We start from the raw sequence: 19,040 nt of genomic DNA on the forward strand, positions 1-19,040 counted from the left end.
CGAGGCACGGTTCCGGATTTCTACCAGCGCGAAAGACGAAACTTATGCGAAAAAAGCCAAATACGGTTTCCATCAACGAAATTCGGCATCTGTTCGGCAGCGGGCCAGTTCGCACCGCGCCGAAGGCAGCCTGGCCGCGGCAGGGCAGGCGTGGCAGGCGTTGAGTTGCGGGTGAGTTCTGTTGGAGCAGTGGATAACTCACCCGAACCCCATTACTCGGCGCGATCGTAGACCAGGTACAGCGCGCCCGATTCGGTGGTGGACAGATCGGTGAGCCGCCAGCTGGCCGCCGGAATGCCGTCCTCGAACAGGCGCGCACCGCCGCCCGCCACCTCCGGGCACAGGGTGATCGTCAGCCGGTCCACCTCGCCGGCCGCCAGCAGCGCCCGGATGACGCTGCTGCTGGCCAGCACGACGATGTCGCCGCCGGGCTCGCCGCGCAACCGCTTGACCGTCTCGACCGGATCCGCGTCGGCCAGCCGCGAATGCTGCCACGGCGTCTCGGTGAGCGTCCTGGAGAAGACGATCTTGTCCACCTCGTCCAGCCAGATGGCGAAGGCGCGATCGCGCGGATCGGCGTGCTCGTCGGCCGCGACGGTCGGCCAGTACCCGCCGAAACCCTGGTAGTTCTTGCGGCCGAGCAGCGCGGTCGTCGCGGCCTGCGTCATCCGGACCATCCGGTCGCGGGCGGTATCGCCCACCGCGTGCGGCACGATCCAGCCCATGTCGTACTCGCCGCCCGGCCCATTGACCCGGCCGTCCATGGACAGCGAGATATTCGCGACTACCCGACGAGTTCCGTTGTCAGCGTTCATAGTTTGTTCTCCTTCAGTGGTTTCGCGGCCTCTTGCCGCGTTGCATCGAATACTTCCCGGCGACGGCCGCCGGAACATCTGCCAGCTGGCGGATATCGGGCCGGCGTGGTGGCGGATATCCGACCGGGTCGCTGGGTCGGGTTCGGCATGGAAGACTGCGGAGCACAATGCGGGTCGAACATTTCCCCGGCGAATCGTCCGTATTCGTCGGGCGAGTCGAGGAGCTGGCGGCGGTCGGTGCGGCGCTGGCGCCCGGCCGGGTGCTGACCTTGGTGGGTCCTGGCGGCTGCGGCAAGACGCGGCTGGCCGCCCGGGTCGGCCGGGAGCGGGCGCCGGACTGGCCGGACGGTGTCTGCTGGATCGATCTGGCCGACGAATCCGATGACGCCGCGGTCGTCCAACGGGTCGCGACCGCGCTGGCGCTGCCGCTACCGGGTGCGGCGGACCCGGTCGGTGCGCTGGTACACGGTCTCGGCGAGCAGCGCAGGCTGCTGATCATGGACAACTGTGAGCAGGTGCGCGCGGGGGTCGCCGCGGTGGTCGCGGGCATGCTCGCGCATTGTGCCGGGACCGGTGTGCTGGCGACCAGCCGGGCCCCGCTCGGCCTCGCCGGTGAGCGGCTGCACCGCGTACCGCCGCTCGAACTGCGTGACGCGCTGACCCTGTTCCTGGACCGGGCCGGCCTGGATTCCGCGGGACAGCCGGAACGCGAAGCGGCCAGGCAGGTTTGCGACCGGCTGGACCGGCTACCGCTGGCGCTGGAACTGGCCGCGGGCTGGGCAAGTACGTTATCGCTTGCGCAGCTTGCCGATTCGCTGCGCAAACCGTATGAGGTGCTCGACGGCGGCGGCCCGAACGCGCCGTTCCGGCAGCGTACCCTCGCCGAATCCATGCGCTGGAGCCACGACCTGCTCGACGCCGACGAGCGCCTGCTGTTCCGCACGCTCGCCGTCTTCGAGCCGGGGTTCTCGGCCGAAATTCTCACCGGGGCCACGGAACTTCCGGCCGGTCGGCAGCTGCGCGCACTACGCGGCCTGATCGAGAAGTCACTGGTGTCCGCGGAAACCGGCGGTCTCGTCGCTCGCTACCGGATGCTCGGCGTGATCCGCGAATACGCCGCGCTCAGGCTGGCCGAGGCCGGAGCGGTCACCCGGGCGCGCGACGCGCATCTCGCGGCGTGCCGGACCTTCGTGGCCGGCGTAGCGCCGCTGCTCGACACCGACAAGGATGCGTGGTGTGCCCGAATCTCCCTGGAATACGCGAATATTCGAGCCGCGATCGACTGGGGGCTGAGTAGGCGGGACCGGGCCGACGGGCGGGAGCTCGCCGCGGGCATCGCCTGGTTCTGGCATCTCGGGCCGCACGGTCGGGACGGGCTGCGCCGGTTACGCGCCGCCGCCGAACCGGATACCGGTGACGACATCCAGGCGCGGGTGCTCGTCGGGCTCGCGCTCGTCGCGGACACCGCGGAACCCGGTGCGATCGGATACGAAAGCGCCCGTGCCGCAGCGGAATTGGCCGACAGGGTGGGTGCGGAGCGGGTCGGGCTGCTGGCGCGTGTGCTTTGCACCATCTGCCTGCTCGGCACCGACCCGGCGGGTGCACAGACCGCGGCCCGCGCGGTGCGCGACGCGGCTCTGCGCGCGGACGACGGGTTCGTCGCGGATGCGGCACGTGCGCTCCTCGGCCTCACCTACCTGCTCCGCGATGAGCTGCCATCCGCCGTCGCCGAACTGCGGCCCGCCGTCGACGGTTTGCAGCGCCGCGGCGATCGTGCCGTCGCGTCGTCGGCGCTGGTCTGGCTTGCCATGGCGTCGGCACGGTCCGGCCTGCTCGGGTCCTCGGCGGAAATTGCCGAACGGGCAGTAGCCGTCGCCGAGCCGCTGCGGGATTTCAACCGCATCGGCACGGCCAGGGCGGTACTCGCCGAAATCCGGATCACCCAGGGCGACGTCGCGGCCGCCGCCGCGGCGCTGGCACCGATGGACCGGCTCATCGAGGGAGCCGAGGCGCGCCCGTATATCCCGGGTTGGGAGCGGGTGCACGGGCTGCTCGCGCTGGCCGAGAATGACGCGGCCACGGCTATCGATTGGTGCCTGCGTGAGGCAAAGATATACGGGCACAACGATATTCACCGGCTGACACCGTGGACCAAATTGGTGCTCGCGTCGGCGCTGCGCCGCAGCGCCGGCGGATCGGTGCACGCGGATTCGCTGTGGTCCAACACATCCGCGTCGACTCCGACCGGGCTCGCGTCCGAATTGCTTACCGAACTCGGCACGGATCCGACCGTATCCGCACTGCCGTCGCTGCGCGCCGAAGTGTTGGAAGAACAGGCATTTCTCGCTCGGGGCACGATGTTCGGCGCCGCCGAAGGCATCGAGCAGGCATTGCGCCTACACCACGACGCGCTACGGATTCGCGCCGAGCACGGCCTCTTGCTGGGCTGTGTACAGAGCCTGGAGGCATTGGCTGCGACACTCCACGACCGCGGCGCATCCGAGACGGCGGCCGTGCTGCTCGGCGCGACCGAGCGGGCCCGCATCGAAACTGGTTCGTCCGCAGCATATTTCGTCAACTATCTACGTGCCGAGCTGAAATCCCTACCGGCACTGGACGAACAACTTGCGCGGGGCCGCTCACTCGAACCGGAGGCCGCGGTCGAGTACGCCGCCAGAGCGCGCGGGAAACGCAACCGACCCGAAAGCGGTTGGGCGAGCCTGACTCCCACCGAGCGCTCGGTCGTCGAGCTGGCGGTGTCCGGCATGTCCAACCCGGAAATCGCGGACCGGTTGTTCATCGGCCGGGGCACGGTGAAAACCCATCTGGCGCACGTCTACGCCAAACTGGGCGTGGCGAACCGGACCGAACTGGCCCGGCTCAGTGCTGAACGGTCAAGCGGCGCTGAGGAATGACAGGCGAACCTGGCGTTCCGGATTGTCGACGTTCAGGTCGACCAGCGCGATCGACTGCCAGGTGCCGAGGGCGAGTGCGCCGCCGATGACGGGCACCGTGGCGTAGGGCGGGATCAGCGCGGGCATCACGTGGGAGCGTCCGTGCCCGCGCGACCCGTGCGCATGCCGCCAGCGATCGTCGGCGGGGAGCAGGTCGCGCAGGGCGGCGAGCAGGTCGTCATCGCTGCCCGCGCCCAATTCGATGATCGCGATCCCGGCGGTGGCATGCGGGACGAAGATGTGCAGCAGTCCGTCCTCGCCCGCCTCGCGCGCGAAATCCGCGCACTGGCGGGTGAGGTCGTGCACCACCTCGGTTCGTCCGGTGGTCACGTCCAATACGGTGCTCTTCACGATTGTGTCTCCCTCCTTTTCCGGTTCGATTACCCATCCTCGCGCAGGATCTCGGCCACCCGCAGCGATGTCTCGTGCAGCCGGTTGAACAGGTCGAGGATCAGCTCGAGCTGCTCATCGGTGTAATCGGCGGTGGTCTGGGCGAATTCGCGGGGGAACACCTCGTAGTGCCGCCCGATTTCGGCGATGCGTTCGGGGGCGACCGTGACGATGACCCGCCGCCGGTCCTGCGCGTCGTGTTCGCGGCGCACGTAACCCGCCTTCAGTAGGCGGTCGATCATCCGGGTCACCGCACCGGTGGTCAGGCCGGTCTGCGCGGCCAGTTCGCCCGCGGTCGCCGATCCGGTAACCCAGAGGGTGTTCAGGCAGCGCAGGTCGGTGACATGCAGGCCGACCCGGTCGGCGATGAGCTGGTGCATTACCACCCCGTCGGTCGCGATGCGCTGGGCCGCGTAGATCAGCGCGGCGGACAGTTCCGTTCTTTTCTCCGCCATCCCTTGACGAAACCCTCTCACCCAATCAATATCTTACTCAATCAGATATTGAGCCATGCAGTTGATGAACTGATCAGATTGTATCGAGGAGATCACCATGACCGTGGATCAGCACACCGACGAACTCGCCATTCGCGAGCTGTTCCAGCGCCAGTCCGACGCCTGGGCCGCTGGTGACGCCAAGGCGTTCAGCGAGGTCTTCACCGAGGACGCCGACTACATCACCTTCCTCGGCACCTACCACCGGGGCCGCACCGAGATCGAGACCATGCACACGCCGCTGTTCGAGCGGTTCCAGAAGGGATCCCGGCTCGACGGCGCCGAACTGCGCTTCCGCTTCCTCACACCCGATGTGGCGATAGTGCAGAGCGTCGGCGCGCTGGTGAAGGGAAAAGGCAAGCGCACCAAGCGCAACACCAAGGTGCAGACCACGGTGGTGGTGCGCCAGGACGGCGAATGGCGGATAGCCGCGTTCCAGAACACCAAATACGGCTGGCTGCTCGCCGGACTCTCCGCGATGTTCGACCGGCGGATGGCGCCGTCCATCCAGGTCGCCTGAACCGGCTCGGCGGCGGTGCGGGAGGTGGCGGCAAAAGCCCTGGATCGCGATCGGTAGTCTTGGTGGCTGGTAACAGCTGATTGTCGATCTTGGAGGACTCCCGCCGTGGCTCTCGTCGTTCAGAAGTACGGAGGCTCCTCGGTCGCCACCGCCGAACGCATCCGCCGCGTCGCTGAGCGGATCGTCGAGACGAAGAAGCAGGGCCACGACGTGGTGGTCGTCTGCTCCGCGATGGGCGACACCACCGACGAGCTGCTGGATCTGGCCCAGCAGGTCGCGGTCACCCCGCCCCCGCGCGAAATGGATATGTTGCTCACCTCGGGCGAGCGCATCTCGAACGCGCTGGTCGCGATGGCGATTCACTCGCTAGGCGCGGAGGCCCGTTCGTTCACCGGTTCGCAGGCCGGCGTGATCACCACCGGCGCGCACGGCAACGCGAAGATCATCGATGTCACCCCGGGCCGGCTGCGCGACGCGCTGAACGAGGGCACCATCGTGCTGGTCGCGGGCTTCCAGGGCGTCAGCCAGGACAGTAAGGACGTCACGACGCTCGGCCGCGGCGGTTCCGATACCACCGCGGTGGCGCTGGCCGCCGCGCTGCAGGCCGACGTCTGCGAGATCTACACCGACGTGGACGGCGTCTTCACCGCCGACCCGCGGATCGTGCCCAATGCGCAGCGCCTGGAAAAGATCTCCTACGAGGAGATGCTGGAGCTGGCGGCCTGCGGAGCAAAGGTGCTCATGCTGCGGTGCGTCGAATACGCGCGCCGCTACAACGTGCCCGTTCATGTGCGCTCGTCCTATACCGACAAGCTGGGCACCTACGTTTACGGATCGATGGAGGACATCCCCTTGGAACAGGCAATCCTCACGGGCGTCGCGCACGACCGCAGCGAGGCCAAGGTGACCGTGGTCGGACTACCGGATGTGCCGGGTTACGCCGCCAAGGTGTTCCGTGCCGTCGCCGACGCCGAGATCAACATCGACATGGTGCTGCAGAACATCTCGAAGGTGGAGACGGGTAAGACCGACATCACCTTCACCCTGCCCAAGACCGATGTGGCGCGGGCCGTCGAGGTGCTCACCAAGCGGCAGGCCGAAATCGGTTTCGCCCAGGTCATTTTCGATAATCACATCGGCAAGGTGTCGCTGGTCGGCGCGGGTATGAAGAGCCATCCCGGCGTCACGGCCAAATTCTGTGAGGCGCTCGCCGAGGCCGGGGTGAATATCGACCTCATCTCCACCTCGGAGATCCGGATCTCGGTCCTGGTCAAGGACACGGAACTGGATGAGGCCGTCAAGGTGTTGCACAAGGCGTTCGATCTGGGCGGCGACGAGGTCGCCGTTGTGCACGCGGGAACGGGACGATAACTCATGGGTGTTCGGGTAGGTGTGGTCGGCGCGACCGGTCAGGTCGGCGCCGTCATGCGGAAACTGTTGGAAGAGCGCAACTTTCCGGCCGACGAGGTGCGGTTCTTCGCCTCGGCGCGGTCGGCGGGTAAGACGCTGCCGTGGCGCGGCGGCGAAATCGTCGTCGAGGACACCGAGACCGCCGATCCGACGGGGCTCGATATCGCGCTGTTCTCGGCGGGCGCCACCATGTCGCGGGTGCAGGCACCGCGGTTCGCCGCCGCCGGTGTCACCGTGATCGACAACTCCTCGGCCTGGCGCAAGGATCCGGATGTGCCGCTGGTGGTCAGCGAGGTCAATCCGGAGCAGACCCGCAATCTGGTCAAGGGCATCATCGCCAACCCGAACTGCACGACCATGGCCGCGATGCCGGTGCTCAAGCCGCTGCACGATGTGGCCGGGCTGCGCAGGCTGATCGTCTCCAGCTACCAGGCGGTGTCCGGCAGCGGGCTGGCCGGTGTGGAAGAGCTTGCCACGCAGGCCCGTTCGGTGATCGGCGAGGTCGAGAAGCTGGTGCACGACGGCAGCGCCGTGCCGTTTCCGGCGCCGAACAAGTACGTCGCGCCGATCGCGTTCAACGTACTGCCGCTGGCCGGTTCGCTGGTCAACGACGGCTCCGGCGAGACCGACGAGGATCAGAAGCTGCGCAACGAGAGTCGCAAGATCCTCGGCATTCCGGAGCTGCTGGTGAGCGGCACCTGCGTGCGCGTCCCGGTCTTCACCGGCCACTCGCTGTCGGTGAATGCCGAATTCGCCGAACCGCTTTCGGTCGAGCGGGCCAAGGAACTGCTCGCCAAGGCGCCGGGTGTGAAACTGGTCGACGTTCCGACGCCGCTGCAGGCCGCGGGCATCGACGAATCCCTCGTCGGGCGGATCCGCCAGGATCCCGGCGTGCCGGACGGTCGCGGTCTTGCCCTGTTCATCTCGGGTGACAACCTGCGAAAGGGCGCGGCCCTCAACACGATTCAGATCGCCGAGGTTCTGCTCGAGCATCGCTGAGCTTTCGGCAGCGCCCCCGGTTCCCGCCGGGGGCGCTTTCGTTTATGCGGACGAGCTCAGCGGGCGCGTAGGCCGTCGAAGATGATGGCGAAGGTGCGGTCGCGCTGTTCGGGGGTCGCAGCGGTGTGCACGGCGTCGAACGTCGCCTTGACCACGCGCATCAGGTCGGTGATCTCGATATCGTCGCGTACCGCACCGTATTGCTGTGCGCGAGTTAGCAATACGGCGACGGCGGCATTGAGGTCGCGGGTCGGCGCGGTGTTCCTCAGATTCTCGAAGCCCAGCGCCTCGGCCAGGTCGCGCTTGAGGGTACCGCCGGACACCAGGTGTTCGAGGAATTCGAAGAAGGCACGGCCGGGGTCGTCGGCGGTGGCCAGCTCGCGGGCGTAGCCGATCATGCGTTCCATCTGATCCAGGATCGCGGCGCCGAAAAGCGCTTCCTTGGTGGGGAAGTGGCGGTAGACGGTGCCCGCGCCGACCCCGGCACGGCGCGCTATCTCGTCCAGCGGAACCGAAAGCCCCTCGGCCGCAAAGGCTTCCTGGGCTGCGGCGAGTACCCGCTCGCGGTTGCGGCGGGCGTCGGCGCGCAGCGGCCTGCCGGGATCGTTCATGCGGCGAGTCTAGTTGACCCATTGACAAGCGGGGCGCTCGCCCCGGATGATAAACGGGCTATGCGTTCCGCTTAATCGAAGAAGGTGTGTCATGGTCGAGGCAGCACAGGGTTCCCCGCGCGAGGTGGTCGAGCGGTTGTTCCGGGAATTGCCCGCCCGCAGTGCCGAGGCGTTCGCGGCGGCGTTCGCACCCGACGGGGTGTTCGAGATGCCGTTCATGCCGGACGGTGTCCCGGTCCGGTTGGTGGGGCCGGAGGAGATTCGAAAGCACTTGGGGGAGAGGTGGTCTCGGATCGATCAGGTCCAGGTGCATGGGGTGTACCCGCATATTCACGAGACCGCGGACCCGGAGGTCATCGTCGTCGAGAACGACGTCGACGTCTCCTATCCGGGTGCGGAGCGGGCGGTTGTTCGCTCCTCGGTCAACGTGGTTCGGGTCCGGGACGGCAAGGTGACGCTGTTCCGCGACTACATGGATTCCGCGCGCCTGGCCCGCGCTGCCGCGAGTCGGTAGCGAAAGAAGTTGCGATCAGCGGTTTTCCAGTGTGGCGATGGCGGCGAGGAACAGCTCGGAGTTGTCGCGCACGAATTGGTCGCGTGGATACGGCATGGCCTGCTGGATCCACGCGGTGAGCGTTTCGCCGAAGCCGCCCACCAGAAATCGCGCCGTCAGCTCGATGGCCGGATCATCGGGCGACCGATCGGGTAGCAGCCGCAGCAGCACCGCGCCGAAGGTGCGCGAGGCGTCCTCGGTGCGGGCGAGTCGCCGCTCGGCCACCTTCGGATGGCCATATGCCTTGGTGGATAACAGTTTTCCCTTCGCGGGTGCGGCGAGGAAGAAATCCACCATCGCCTCCACCGTTGCGACGACGGTGGTCCGCCGGTCGGCTCCGGTATCGGCTACGGCCGTGAGCACCGCCGCCGACAGCTGCCGGAAGGCCAGTTCGAAGGCCGCGACGACCAGTTCGTCCAAATCGGCGAAGCTCTCGTAGACGAACCGGGTGGACAGCCCGGCCTGTTTGGCCACCGTTCTGATGGTCAGTGCGCCGGGCCCGTCCAGCGCCATCACCTCGAACGCGGCCTCCAGCAGCTGTTCGCGCCGGTTGGCGCGCCGTTGGTCGGCGGGTATGCCGCCGTAGGTGCGCGCCCGATTCGTCATCCGCATATCTTGACACAAATGTTTCCTGAATTTAGCTTGATTCGGGAGACATGTGATTCCTAATTGAGGGAGTGCGGTATGGCGGACCTTGGGCGGGTGGCGCTCGCGCTCAACAGCCCGATGCCGGACGGCCCATTGCCGACGCATGCGGACGACTGTTTCGGCTGCGGGCGCCGCAATCCGGCTGCGGTAGGAATCGCCTTGCGGCTCAGCGAGAATCGCATTATCGGTGACCTCGCCCTCGACGAAAGACACCAGGGCGCACCGGGATTGGCGCACGGCGGAGTCATTGCCGCGGTACTCGACGAGGCCTGCGGGTCGGTCCCGACCTCCATGTGCGTCCCGGCCGTCACCGCCAAGCTGGAGGTGAACTACGCCGCGCCCGCACCGCTGCACCGGCCGCTGACCGTATCGGCGATACTCGATCGACGGGTGGGCGAGCGCAAACTGCACATCTACGGCTGGCTGGAACTCGACGGCAAGTTGATCGCCGAGGCCGATGCCCTGTTCGTCGTCGTCTCGCCGGACCACTTCTTCGCACACGGCGCGAAGGCGGGCGACATCCCGTTCTTCGGCGTCTGACCTATTCGCGGATACCGGGCGCGCCGGGCCCGAGACATACCACGATGACACAGCCGGGCGGGGTATCGGCGAACGGCGCCGCCAGCGGATAGTTCAAGCAGCTCAACACATTACAGCCGGGATAGGCGTCCGGTCCGATGCCGAATACCGCGAGCAGGATGTCGGAGTCGAAGTAACCGCGCGGGTCGAGGTGCTCCGGCGGTTCCACATACGGTCCCGGATCGGGTATCGGATGGTCCCGCAATGCCGCGATCAGCCGCCGGAAGAATTCGTGCGGCAGCTCGGCCTGATTCTGATACGTGCCCAAAAGTCCTTGGCTGCTTTGGTTTCCGAAGACGCCGGTCCATACCACGGTCAGGTCGAGGCTGGGGATCACGAAGACGTTCTGCATGGCCAGACCGGACATGATGTAGGTGTCGGCGGGCAGGAACTTCGGAATTTCGGCGCAGCCGGGGCCGAGCCAGAACAGGTAGCCGTAGCAGTCGAGTGCGGGCGAGGGCTGGCGCGCCTTCCGCAGATACTCCTCGGACACCACCTGCGTCGCACCCCAGCGTCCGTCGTCGCCGACCAGCAGGCCGAGCTTGGCGAAATCGTCGGGCGGGATCATCAGATGCGCGTATCCGTAGGTGTGCCCGGCCCGATCGCGTGCCCAGTAGTAGTCGCCGCGTTGAATTCCCAATGGGTCGAACAACTCTCGCTGCGCGAACTGCTGCAGCGGTTCGCCGACCGCCGATTCGATGACGTAGGACAGCAGATCGACATTGCGCTGGCTGTAGCTGAAATGGGTGCCGGGCGGATAGTCCAGCGGTACCCCGAGCGACTGGACCGCACTGTTCGGGTCGAGCGGGATCACCCCCGTGACACCCTCCGTCAGCACGCCCACCCGCATTCCCGACGATTCGGTGAGCAGATCCGCCACCGTGATCGACCGGTGCGCCTCGTCGCCGAGGCCGGGCGGCAGATAGTGGCCGATCGGTGCGTCGAGATCGAGTTCGCCGCGGTCCCAAGCGATTCCGGCGAGCAGCGAGATGACGCTCTTGGTCGCACTCCAGATATTCCAGGCGATACCGCCGGTTTCCGCATTGTGCGGGCCGGTGCCGACCAGACAACCGTGCCGAAAGACCTGAACATTCAGCCGGTTTCGGCTGGCCGCGAAATCCATGGCGGCATCCAGCGCGGCGGCGTCCAGCCCGACCTGCTCCGCTGTCGCCCGCGCCGGCTCCCGGCCGGACGAGGCCGCGCAGCGCACCTCGTCGTCGGCCCGCGCCGTTCCCGCGCACACGCTCCCCGCCAGCAGCGTCACCGCCGCGATCCCGGCCAGGAGTCCTTGGATACGCCCCATGCGCGCCAGGCTATCGGCCCGACCCCATCGGAAATGCGCATTCGACGCACCGCGATCCCGTCGCGTCGAATTCCCAACACAATTGGACCCATCCGGCGTGTCCACCGGACAACTCAGCGGTGCCGGACCGGCCACGCGCAGCGCGGACCATCGAGCCGGGATCAGCGGACAATCCTGGCGCGCACCAGGTACCACGCCGCCCCGGCACCGATAACCGCCAGCCCGGCCGATACCGAGCCGATGGGCAGCGCGAACCCGACGAGCGCACACCCGAGCGCGCCGACGATCGGCACCCACCGCGGCGGGCGCTCCTCCGCCGCGGTCAGCGTCATGGCCGAGACGTTTGCCACCAGGTAGTACCCCAATACGGTGAACGACGAAAACCCAATGGCCGCACGCAGATCGAAGATCGCGGCAATCACCGCGACCAGCAATCCGACGACCACCTCGGCGCGGTGCGGCACCCCGAAATGCGGATGGACCGCGGTCAACGCATGCGGCAGATATCGATCCCGCGCCATCGCGAGCACCGTCCGGGAGACCCCGAGCAGCAGCGCGAGCAGCGAGCCCGCCGCCGCGATTACCGCACCCACCCGCACCACCTGTGACATGTCGGGTGCGCCCGCGACGATGACGACCCTGGCCAGCGGATCGGTGGCGCACGCCAGCCCTGCCGTCCCGAGTACCTCCGAAGCCGCAAGCGCCACAAGCAGATACACCGCGAGCGCACCGCCGAGCGCCAGCGCGATCGCCCGCGGAATGGTGCGCCGCGGTTCGCGCACCTCCTCACCGAGCGTCGCGATCCTGGCGTAACCCGCGAACGCGAAGAACAGCAGCCCGGCGGCCGCCAGCACCCCACGCGGACCCACTCGATCGGGCAAAGGCATTGCCGCCGAATGCTTTCCGAACAAACCGATGATCACGACGAGCGACAGCACCAGCAGCACCGCCGCGACGATGACTCGGGTGGCCAGTGCCGACTTCTGTACTCCCGCATAGTTGATCGCGGTGATCGCCAGCACCGCGCCGACGGCGACGATGCGCGAATGCTCCGGCCACGCGTACGCGCCGACCGTCAACGCCATCGCCGCACACGAGGCCGTCTTGCCGACAACGAATCCCCATCCGGCGAGGTATCCCCAGAACGGCCCGAGCCGTTCGCGCCCGTACACGTACGTTCCGCCCGATACCGGATAGCGCGCCGCGAGCCGCGCCGACGATGTCGCATTGCAATAGGCGATCACCGCCGCGATCCCCAGCGCGACGAACAACCATCGCCCCGCCGCCGCGGCAGCGGGTCCGAGCGCCGCGAAGATCCCTGCTCCGATCATCGCGCCGAGCCCGATGACAACGGAATCCAGCAGTCCCAACCGCCGCGCGAGCGCACCCATACCCGCATCTTCACCGTTCGCGCCCGAATATGCGCGGCGACAGGTCCGAGAACGACGAACGCCGCCAGGCCGGGGGGTTGCCTGGCGGCGCGAATCGCCGACGCCACGCCAGCGTGGCGACTCTGGGTCGGCGTCCCACAAGCGCCTCTCGGCGAGTGGTCGCTCGAAGCGACAAGGGGTGCGGCCCGGGGCTGTCCGGACGCCGACAGTGAGCTACAACGGGGCAGGCCCCGCACCTATTCCGGCCGTCGAATGTGACGACCGCCACGCTGTCCGGCTGGTTGCCGCAACTAGAATCAACGGGCTCAGGACGAAATGGGGGAATGTCAGATGTCCGATGACCCGGTTCTTGCCGAAATGCTCGCCGCGCTCGACCGCAGCCCAGACGTGGCGGCGCTGCGGATACGGGTGATCGAGCTGCTTGCCGAGCGCGCCCGCTACACCGAGGCGCTGGCCCAGTGCGCCACCGTGCTCGCCCAGGATCCGGGCAATACCATCGCGGTGGAATTGCTGCAACGGTGCACGTCCGCGCTCGCGGGCGAAGCGCCGCGGGCGGAGGCCGTCGCGGAGGTGTCGTCGGAGCGGCAGGCTTACTCCGCCGGCGCGCCCGAATACGATTGGGCCGCGGCCGAAGACCAGGTCGGCGACATCATCGCGCCCGCATTCCTGAACGATGGCCCGGCCGAATACGTCACCGAGCACGATGTCGACGCCATCTCCCGTCCGTCCGTCTCGCTCGCCGATGTGGGCGGTATGGCGGATGTGAAGCGCCAACTGGAGCTGACGCTGCTCGGCCCGATGCGCAATCCCGAATTCGCCAAGGCCTTCGGCACTTCCGCGCGCGGCGGTCTGCTGCTGTACGGCCCGCCCGGCTGCGGTAAGACCTTCATCGCCGCCGCGGTGGCCGGTGAGCTCGGCGCCAACTTCTATCCCATCGAAATCGCCGACATCCTGGACATCTACCACGGCTCCGGCGAACGCAACCTGCATCAGGTTTTCGAACTGGCCCGCCGCAACGCGCCGTGCGTGCTGTTTCTCGACGAGGTCGACGCGCTCGGCTACAAGCGCAGCCAGATGTCGGGCAGCGCGTGGATGCGCAATGTGGTGAATCAGCTGTTGAACGAAATGGATTCGGCGACAAGTAGTAACGAGGGCGTCTACATTCTCGGCGCGACCAATCACCCGTGGGATCTCGATGTCGCGCTGCGCCGTCCCGGCCGCTTCGACCGGATGATCCTGGTGACGCTGCCGGACCCGGAGGCGCGCACCGCGATTCTGCGCTACCACTTGAAGGATCGCCCCGTCGCCGGTATCGATCTGCGCGCCATCGTCGCACGCACCGATGGGTTCTCCGGCGCCGACTTGGCCCACATCTGTACCTCCGCAACGCAATTGGCGATGGCCGAGTCGATTCGCACCGGTTCGGTCCGTCCCATCTCGATGCGCGATATCGAGGCGGCGATGGCCGAGATCAAGCCGAGTGCGGGCGCCTGGTTCGAATCCGCCCGCAATGTCGTCGAATTCGCCAATAACGACGGTTCCTACGACGAGTTGGCAAAGTACATGCGCGCCAAGAAGTTCCGCTGATTTCGCGGCGATGAACGCACAGGTCGACCGGGCGCGAACGCTCATCGAACTGAACCGGCCCGCGGCGGCTCGGGAACTGCTTGCCACGGTGCTCGCCGCGGAGCCGGACAATGCGGGGGCGCTGGCCGCGCTGGCGAGCGCCTGGTACCAGTCAGGCGATTACGGGCAGACGATCACCAGTTGCCGGTCGGCGTTGAGCGCGCTGCCGACCTACCAATACGCTTGGCGGCTCCTGGCTTTCGCGGAATTCCAGCTGTCGCTGCGGGCCGGGGAGAATCGGCGGGAGCAGTCGAGCCGTCGACGCAATGCGGTGGCGGCGGCGCGGCGTGCGATCGAACTCGGCCCCGAGGATGCCGAGAATCTGCGCACGCTGGCGGTGGTCCAGCAATTCGCCGACCCGCGCGAGGCGTTGACATTGCTCGACGACGCAATGGAACTAGAGCCGGAGAACGCCGATATCCACCTGCTGCGCGGCGCGATCCTGCGCAGGCAGACCACCCGGCCGGATGCGCTCGCGCAGGCCGATACCGCGCTGCGCAAGGCGCTGGAGCTGGATCCGGAAAATGCTCGCGCCCGCTACAACCTGGCGCTGACCCAGCTCGCCTCCGGTCGGCGCAGGGCGGGCAGGGACGGGTTGCGCAAGGCCGCCGAGCTGGATCCGGAGCTCGCCGATGAGGTGCGGGCACAGCTGGCCGTCTCGACCCGGATCGGCCGGATGCGCTCGTTCATCCGGAACTATCCCGCGGCGTACGCGGCGGCTCGCGCCCGGCGGTCGAGCGTAACCCGCAGTGGCACAAGGAGACCCACCGTCCGCCTGATCGCCGCGATGGTGGTGTTCGGCATAATCGCGCTCTCGCACTTCCTCAATGGTTCGGGCCGTGACCGTACGCCCGCGCCGGTGAGACCGGATATTCCTACCTACCAACCCTTTTCGACACGGGACCGCCTCGTCCCGCCGGTGCTGCCGTCGGATCTTCGTTTCCCGTCCCTGCCGCCACCACGTCCGACGCAGTGACCCGCCCCACTTAGCTGGAATCTGTCGTTTTCTTGACTTAATCCAGAAAAGGCGGCAAGCTCGTGTCATGCACACCGATCCCCGTGAATGGTTGCGGGCCGCCGGCCTGCGGGTCACCGCCCCGCGGGTCGCGGTGCTGCGTACGGTCGCGAAACGGCCGCACGCGGACGCCGACGAGATAGCCGCATCCGTCCGCGCGGAGCTGGGTTCGGTCTCCACGCAGGCCGTCTACGACGTATTGCACGCCTGCGTGCGGGCCGGAATCCTGCGGCGCATCGAGCCCGCGGGCTCGTCGGCCCGCTACGAGACCAGGACCGGGGACAACCATCACCATCTGGTGTGCCGCGGCTGCGGCGCCGTCGTCGACGTCGACTGCGTCGTCGGCGCGGCCCCGTGCCTGACGCCCGATGACGACCACGGGTACGTCATCGACGAGGCGGAAGTCGTTTTCTGGGGCAGCTGCCCACGGTGCCGTAGCGCCGCGGAATAGCCGAAAGGGTTTCCGCGACAACGGCATTCAACTCGACAATGCGGGATGAGAGCAAGCCGAGGAGGCTTCGAGATGACCAAGCCGACAACCACCAATTCCGGCGCTCCGGTGCCGAGCGATAGCGAATCGCTCACCGCGGGCACGCAGGGTCCGGTCCTGCTGCACGACTACTACCTGATCGAGAAGCTGGCCCAATTCAACCGGGAGCGGGTGCCGGAGCGGATCGTGCACGCCAAGGGTGCGGGCGCATTCGGTGAATTGGTGGTGACCAGCGACGTCAGCCGATACACCAAGGCCAAGCTGTTCCAGCCGGGCGCGCGCACCGAATCGCTGATCCGGTTCTCGACCGTGGCCGGTGAACTCGGCAGCCCCGACACCTGGCGCGATCCGCGCGGTTTCGCGGTCAAGTTCTATACCGAGGACGGTAATTACGATCTCGTCGGCAACAACACGCCGATCTTCTTCATCAAGGATGCGATCAAGTTCCCCGATTTCATCCGCTCACAGAAGCGCCTGCCCGGCAGCGGACTTCGGGACAACCACATGCAGTGGGACTTCTGGACGCTGAATCCCGAGACCGCGCACCAGGTCACCTGGCTGATGGGCGATCGGGGCATCCCGAAGACGTGGCGGCATATGAACGGCTACGGATCGCACACCTATCAGTGGATCAATGCCGCCGGCGAACGCTTCTGGGTGAAGTACCACTTCAAGTCCGATCAGGGTGTCCAGCACCTGACCCAGGCGGAGGCCGACCGGCTGGCCGGCGTCGACGGCGATTTCCACCGCCGCGACCTGTGGGCGGCCATCGAGCGCGGCGACTTCCCGAGCTGGACCCTGTATGTGCAGGTCATGCCGGTCGCCGAGGCCGATGACTACCGGTTCAACCCGTTCGACCTGACCAAGGTGTGGTCGCACCGCGACTATCCGCTGATCGAGGTCGGCAAGTACACGCTCAACCGCAACCCGGGCAACTACTTCGTCGAGATCGAGCAGGCCGCCTTCTCGCCAGCGAATATCGTTGCGGGCATTGGCTTTTCGCCGGACAAGATGCTGCTCGGCCGGGTCTTCGCCTACCCGGACGCGCACCGTTACCGGATCGGCACGAATTACGCGCAGCTGCCGCCGAACCGGGCCAAGGCCGCGGAGGTGAACTCCTACTCCAAGGAGGGAGCGATGCGGTACGACTACAACGATCCGAGCGTCCCGGTGTACGCGCCCAACTCCTACGGCGGGCCGCATGCCGATCCGGCCGCGGCCACCGACGGCGGCGCCTGGGAGTTCGATCCGGCCATGGTGCGGGCGGGTTACCTGCAGCACGCCGAGGACGATGACTTCGGTCAGGCGGGCACGCTGGTGCGGGATGTGATGAACGACGAGGAGCGCGATCGCCTGGTGGGCAATATCGTCGGACATGTGCTCGGCGGGGTCGAGGAGCCGGTGCTGAGCCGCGTCTTCGACTACTGGAAGAACGTGGACGCCGACCTCGGCAAGCGGGTCGAGGAAGGGGTGCGCGCCGGACGCGACGACCGGGGCTGAGCGGCCTCGGACCATCGAGAGCGGGAGGTGTCGGCTGCGGCGGACGCCTCCCGTTCCGCATTTCTGGAGCTTGTTGGAGTTCGGCTACGACCTTGTGTAGTGGACCTGGCCGCCAACGGCCAGGTTCGGCGAATCGAGTTCGCTCAGAGCAGGCCCCACCAGTAGAACAGGCAGGCCAGCACCCAGACGACCACCGTCTCCATCGTTGCTCCCAATCTGCTTGGCGGGCTTACCTCCATCATCCCGCTAATCGCGGATCCGTGGTGCCGACCCCCGACTTTTCGATCTTGAATCGTACCTACCAGCGGGTTTTTCCATACAAGGTCTTTTTAAGGGCGCAGCAAGCCCCGACCGGCATTGTTTGAGTCAGCCGGAGCGGCGGTCGAACAAACTCCCTCCGGCGAAGCAAGACCGTAGGACCTGGAAGGAGGCAACGACGATGATCGGCAATCCGGCAAAGGCGTGCGCCCGCACCGCCATCGCGGTGACCGGACGGGGCGCCTACTGAGACCACCACCGGGGGTGGGGATCTGGGCCCGGCCTGTCTACGAGGGGTGGCAGGCCGAGCCCAGGGGATGGCGCCGCCGGGTCGGTCCACGAGGGGTGACCGGCCCGGTCGGCAGTCACTACGGCGACACATCGACTGGCTCTTCCAGGAGCTGAGCAGCAAACGGTCGGTGCGAGAGACGATTCCGCGCACGGGGGTTCAAATCCGGCTTACGGGAGTCGAATTCGCGTCGACGTCCGGCATTCGCGCCTGCCGACGGTAACCAAGCAGTGCTGACCGTATGTTCCCAGCGGTGCTCACACGGCCGGGCCGGTCCTCGGAGGGGAGGGACCGGCCCGGCACCCTATCTGTTTAACACATTGTCGCACAATGTAATTCGGTGATGCCGACATCGAATCGACAATCAACCTGCGAATCCTCGTATTCGATAACGGAAACCGGGCGCAGAGCGGAGCGCATTGATCAATTCGGCTGGGAACCGCGGATCTTCGTCGCGCTGTCAGCGGTCGAGTCGGCATTCCAAGATATCTCGGGGTTCGCCCTCGCCGAAGTAGTTGTCGTCGTGTGCGGTCCAGCGGAATCCGGCTCGCCGGTAGATGTTCAGCGCGGCCTGGTTCGTCGGGCGCACGGTGATGAATACACTGCGCACCGACATCGACCGGCATAGTCGTAATGCCTGCTGCACCAGGGCCGTACCGTAACCGTTGCCGCAGCTGTCGGCGGTCACCGCCAGGCTCAGCAACCAGGCCCGGCGTTGCGCGGTGAGCGCGACCAGCACATGGCCCAGCAACCGTCCATCGACCTCGCAGACGAGCCAGTGCGCCCCGTGCAGATCGAATAACTGGCGCAGCGCGAAATACGGGTATGAATCGTCGCCGAAGCGTTCGTTCTCGATGGACGCCATCTGGCCGAGATCCGACAGTTCGGCAAGTCGGTATATGGCTGTAGGTGCCCTCGTCGCGGAATCCAATGTGCTCCCTCGCGCTGAGACGTGGCCTTATCCCAAGCGTAGGCGTCTGCCCCGGGAGGCAGTGGCCCGCGCCGCCCGTGGCAGCCCAACCCGAAGTAGTTTAAGCGCCGAACACCCGCCCGCGGTGCGGATGTCGCGGTTCGGTCATCCGATGGCTGTTCGTGTCAAATGTATTGCTACGTATTTGCTTCCGATTCGCGACTTTGTCTCGGCTCGCCTAATGCGCTGTGGGGTAGAGCAACTGGGGGCGCGCAAAGCAACATC

At 66.8% G+C, this 19,040-nt stretch carries 18 protein-coding genes; 10 read left to right on the plus strand and 8 right to left on the minus strand.

Annotated elements, in window-relative coordinates; all coding sequences use genetic code 11:
• Positions 1–212 precede the first annotated feature (212 nt).
• Positions 213–815 (minus strand): dihydrofolate reductase family protein, encoded by a 603-nt coding sequence (locus tag LGY53_RS34105; protein WP_225730821.1) that lies wholly within the window; start codon positions 813–815, stop codon positions 213–215.
• Between the two features lie 167 nt (positions 816–982).
• Between LGY53_RS34105 and LGY53_RS34110 the strand changes: the two genes are divergently transcribed.
• The gene (locus LGY53_RS34110) at positions 983–3,730 is read left to right on the plus strand and encodes a LuxR C-terminal-related transcriptional regulator (RefSeq protein WP_225730822.1); all 2,748 of its coding nucleotides are present in this window, start codon (positions 983–985) and stop codon (positions 3,728–3,730) included.
• On the opposite strand, the gene LGY53_RS34115 is transcribed toward LGY53_RS34110, so the two are convergent.
• Entirely contained in the window at positions 3,710–4,120 is a 411-nt protein-coding gene (locus LGY53_RS34115) for a YjbQ family protein (RefSeq protein ID WP_225730823.1), read from the minus strand. The two genes, LGY53_RS34110 and LGY53_RS34115, sit on opposite strands and share 21 nt — an antisense overlap.
• Positions 4,121–4,149: 29 nt before the next feature.
• Positions 4,150–4,614, minus strand: a complete 465-nt coding sequence (locus LGY53_RS34120; RefSeq protein WP_225730824.1) for a MarR family winged helix-turn-helix transcriptional regulator — start codon at positions 4,612–4,614, stop codon at positions 4,150–4,152.
• 97 nt (positions 4,615–4,711) lie between these two features.
• Between LGY53_RS34120 and LGY53_RS34125 the strand changes: the two genes are divergently transcribed.
• The 3 genes from LGY53_RS34125 to LGY53_RS34135 all read left to right on the plus strand — a co-directional run bounded on the left by LGY53_RS34125 (position 4,712) and on the right by LGY53_RS34135 (position 7,582).
• Positions 4,712–5,173: an SgcJ/EcaC family oxidoreductase gene (locus LGY53_RS34125; protein WP_225730825.1), complete on the plus strand. Its 462-nt coding sequence runs from the start codon at positions 4,712–4,714 to the stop codon at positions 5,171–5,173.
• A gap of 105 nt (positions 5,174–5,278) precedes the next feature.
• Complete coding sequence (locus LGY53_RS34130; RefSeq protein WP_167471549.1) at positions 5,279–6,544, plus strand: aspartate kinase; 1,266 nt, start codon at positions 5,279–5,281, stop codon at positions 6,542–6,544.
• A 3-nt stretch (positions 6,545–6,547) separates the two neighbouring features.
• A complete protein-coding gene (locus tag LGY53_RS34135) occupies positions 6,548–7,582 on the plus strand; it encodes an aspartate-semialdehyde dehydrogenase (RefSeq protein ID WP_225730826.1) in 1,035 nt (344 codons plus the stop codon).
• A 56-nt stretch (positions 7,583–7,638) separates the two neighbouring features.
• Here LGY53_RS34135 and LGY53_RS34140 read toward each other — a convergent pair whose 3' ends face one another.
• A complete protein-coding gene (locus LGY53_RS34140) occupies positions 7,639–8,193 on the minus strand; it encodes a TetR/AcrR family transcriptional regulator (RefSeq protein ID WP_225730827.1) in 555 nt (184 codons plus the stop codon).
• A 91-nt stretch (positions 8,194–8,284) separates the two neighbouring features.
• Here LGY53_RS34140 and LGY53_RS34145 point away from each other — a divergent pair, with 91 nt between their 5' ends.
• Positions 8,285–8,707: a nuclear transport factor 2 family protein gene (locus tag LGY53_RS34145; RefSeq protein WP_225730828.1), complete on the plus strand. Its 423-nt coding sequence runs from the start codon at positions 8,285–8,287 to the stop codon at positions 8,705–8,707.
• Positions 8,708–8,722: 15 nt separating this feature from the next.
• Here the strand turns inward: LGY53_RS34145 and LGY53_RS34150 are convergent, their stop codons facing one another.
• Complete coding sequence (locus LGY53_RS34150; protein ID WP_225730829.1) at positions 8,723–9,352, minus strand: TetR/AcrR family transcriptional regulator; 630 nt, start codon at positions 9,350–9,352, stop codon at positions 8,723–8,725.
• A gap of 78 nt (positions 9,353–9,430) precedes the next feature.
• Between LGY53_RS34150 and LGY53_RS34155 the strand changes: the two genes are divergently transcribed.
• Positions 9,431–9,934: a PaaI family thioesterase gene (locus tag LGY53_RS34155; protein WP_225730830.1), complete on the plus strand. Its 504-nt coding sequence runs from the start codon at positions 9,431–9,433 to the stop codon at positions 9,932–9,934.
• Between the two features lies 1 nt (position 9,935).
• On the opposite strand, the gene LGY53_RS34160 is transcribed toward LGY53_RS34155, so the two are convergent.
• Together LGY53_RS34160 and LGY53_RS34165 are read right to left on the minus strand one after the other, a co-directional pair.
• Positions 9,936–11,276: a serine hydrolase gene (locus tag LGY53_RS34160; protein ID WP_225730831.1), complete on the minus strand. Its 1,341-nt coding sequence runs from the start codon at positions 11,274–11,276 to the stop codon at positions 9,936–9,938.
• Positions 11,277–11,437: 161 nt separating this feature from the next.
• Positions 11,438–12,667, minus strand: a complete 1,230-nt coding sequence (locus LGY53_RS34165) for an APC family permease (RefSeq protein WP_225730832.1) — start codon at positions 12,665–12,667, stop codon at positions 11,438–11,440.
• Positions 12,668–12,997: 330 nt separating this feature from the next.
• On the opposite strand from LGY53_RS34165, the gene LGY53_RS34170 reads away from it, so the two are divergent.
• From LGY53_RS34170 to LGY53_RS34185, 4 genes are all read left to right on the plus strand, one after another.
• Positions 12,998–14,254, plus strand: a complete 1,257-nt coding sequence (locus LGY53_RS34170) for a 26S protease regulatory subunit (RefSeq protein WP_225730833.1) — start codon at positions 12,998–13,000, stop codon at positions 14,252–14,254.
• Positions 14,255–14,264: 10 nt separating this feature from the next.
• Positions 14,265–15,269: a tetratricopeptide repeat protein gene (locus LGY53_RS34175; RefSeq protein WP_225730834.1), complete on the plus strand. Its 1,005-nt coding sequence runs from the start codon at positions 14,265–14,267 to the stop codon at positions 15,267–15,269.
• Positions 15,270–15,336: 67 nt separating this feature from the next.
• Positions 15,337–15,759, plus strand: coding sequence for a Fur family transcriptional regulator (locus tag LGY53_RS34180; protein WP_225730835.1), 423 nt, complete (start codon positions 15,337–15,339; stop codon positions 15,757–15,759).
• A gap of 72 nt (positions 15,760–15,831) precedes the next feature.
• Positions 15,832–17,298: a catalase gene (locus tag LGY53_RS34185; RefSeq protein WP_225730836.1), complete on the plus strand. Its 1,467-nt coding sequence runs from the start codon at positions 15,832–15,834 to the stop codon at positions 17,296–17,298.
• 1,007 nt (positions 17,299–18,305) lie between these two features.
• Here the strand turns inward: LGY53_RS34185 and LGY53_RS34190 are convergent.
• Positions 18,306–18,710, minus strand: coding sequence for a GNAT family N-acetyltransferase (locus tag LGY53_RS34190; RefSeq protein ID WP_225730837.1), 405 nt, complete (start codon positions 18,708–18,710; stop codon positions 18,306–18,308).
• Positions 18,711–19,040: the final 330 nt, after the last annotated feature.

The organism is Nocardia sp. JCM 34519.1 (assembly GCF_020361265.1).
GTDB classification, from domain to species: domain Bacteria; phylum Actinomycetota; class Actinomycetes; order Mycobacteriales; family Mycobacteriaceae; genus Nocardia; species Nocardia arthritidis_A.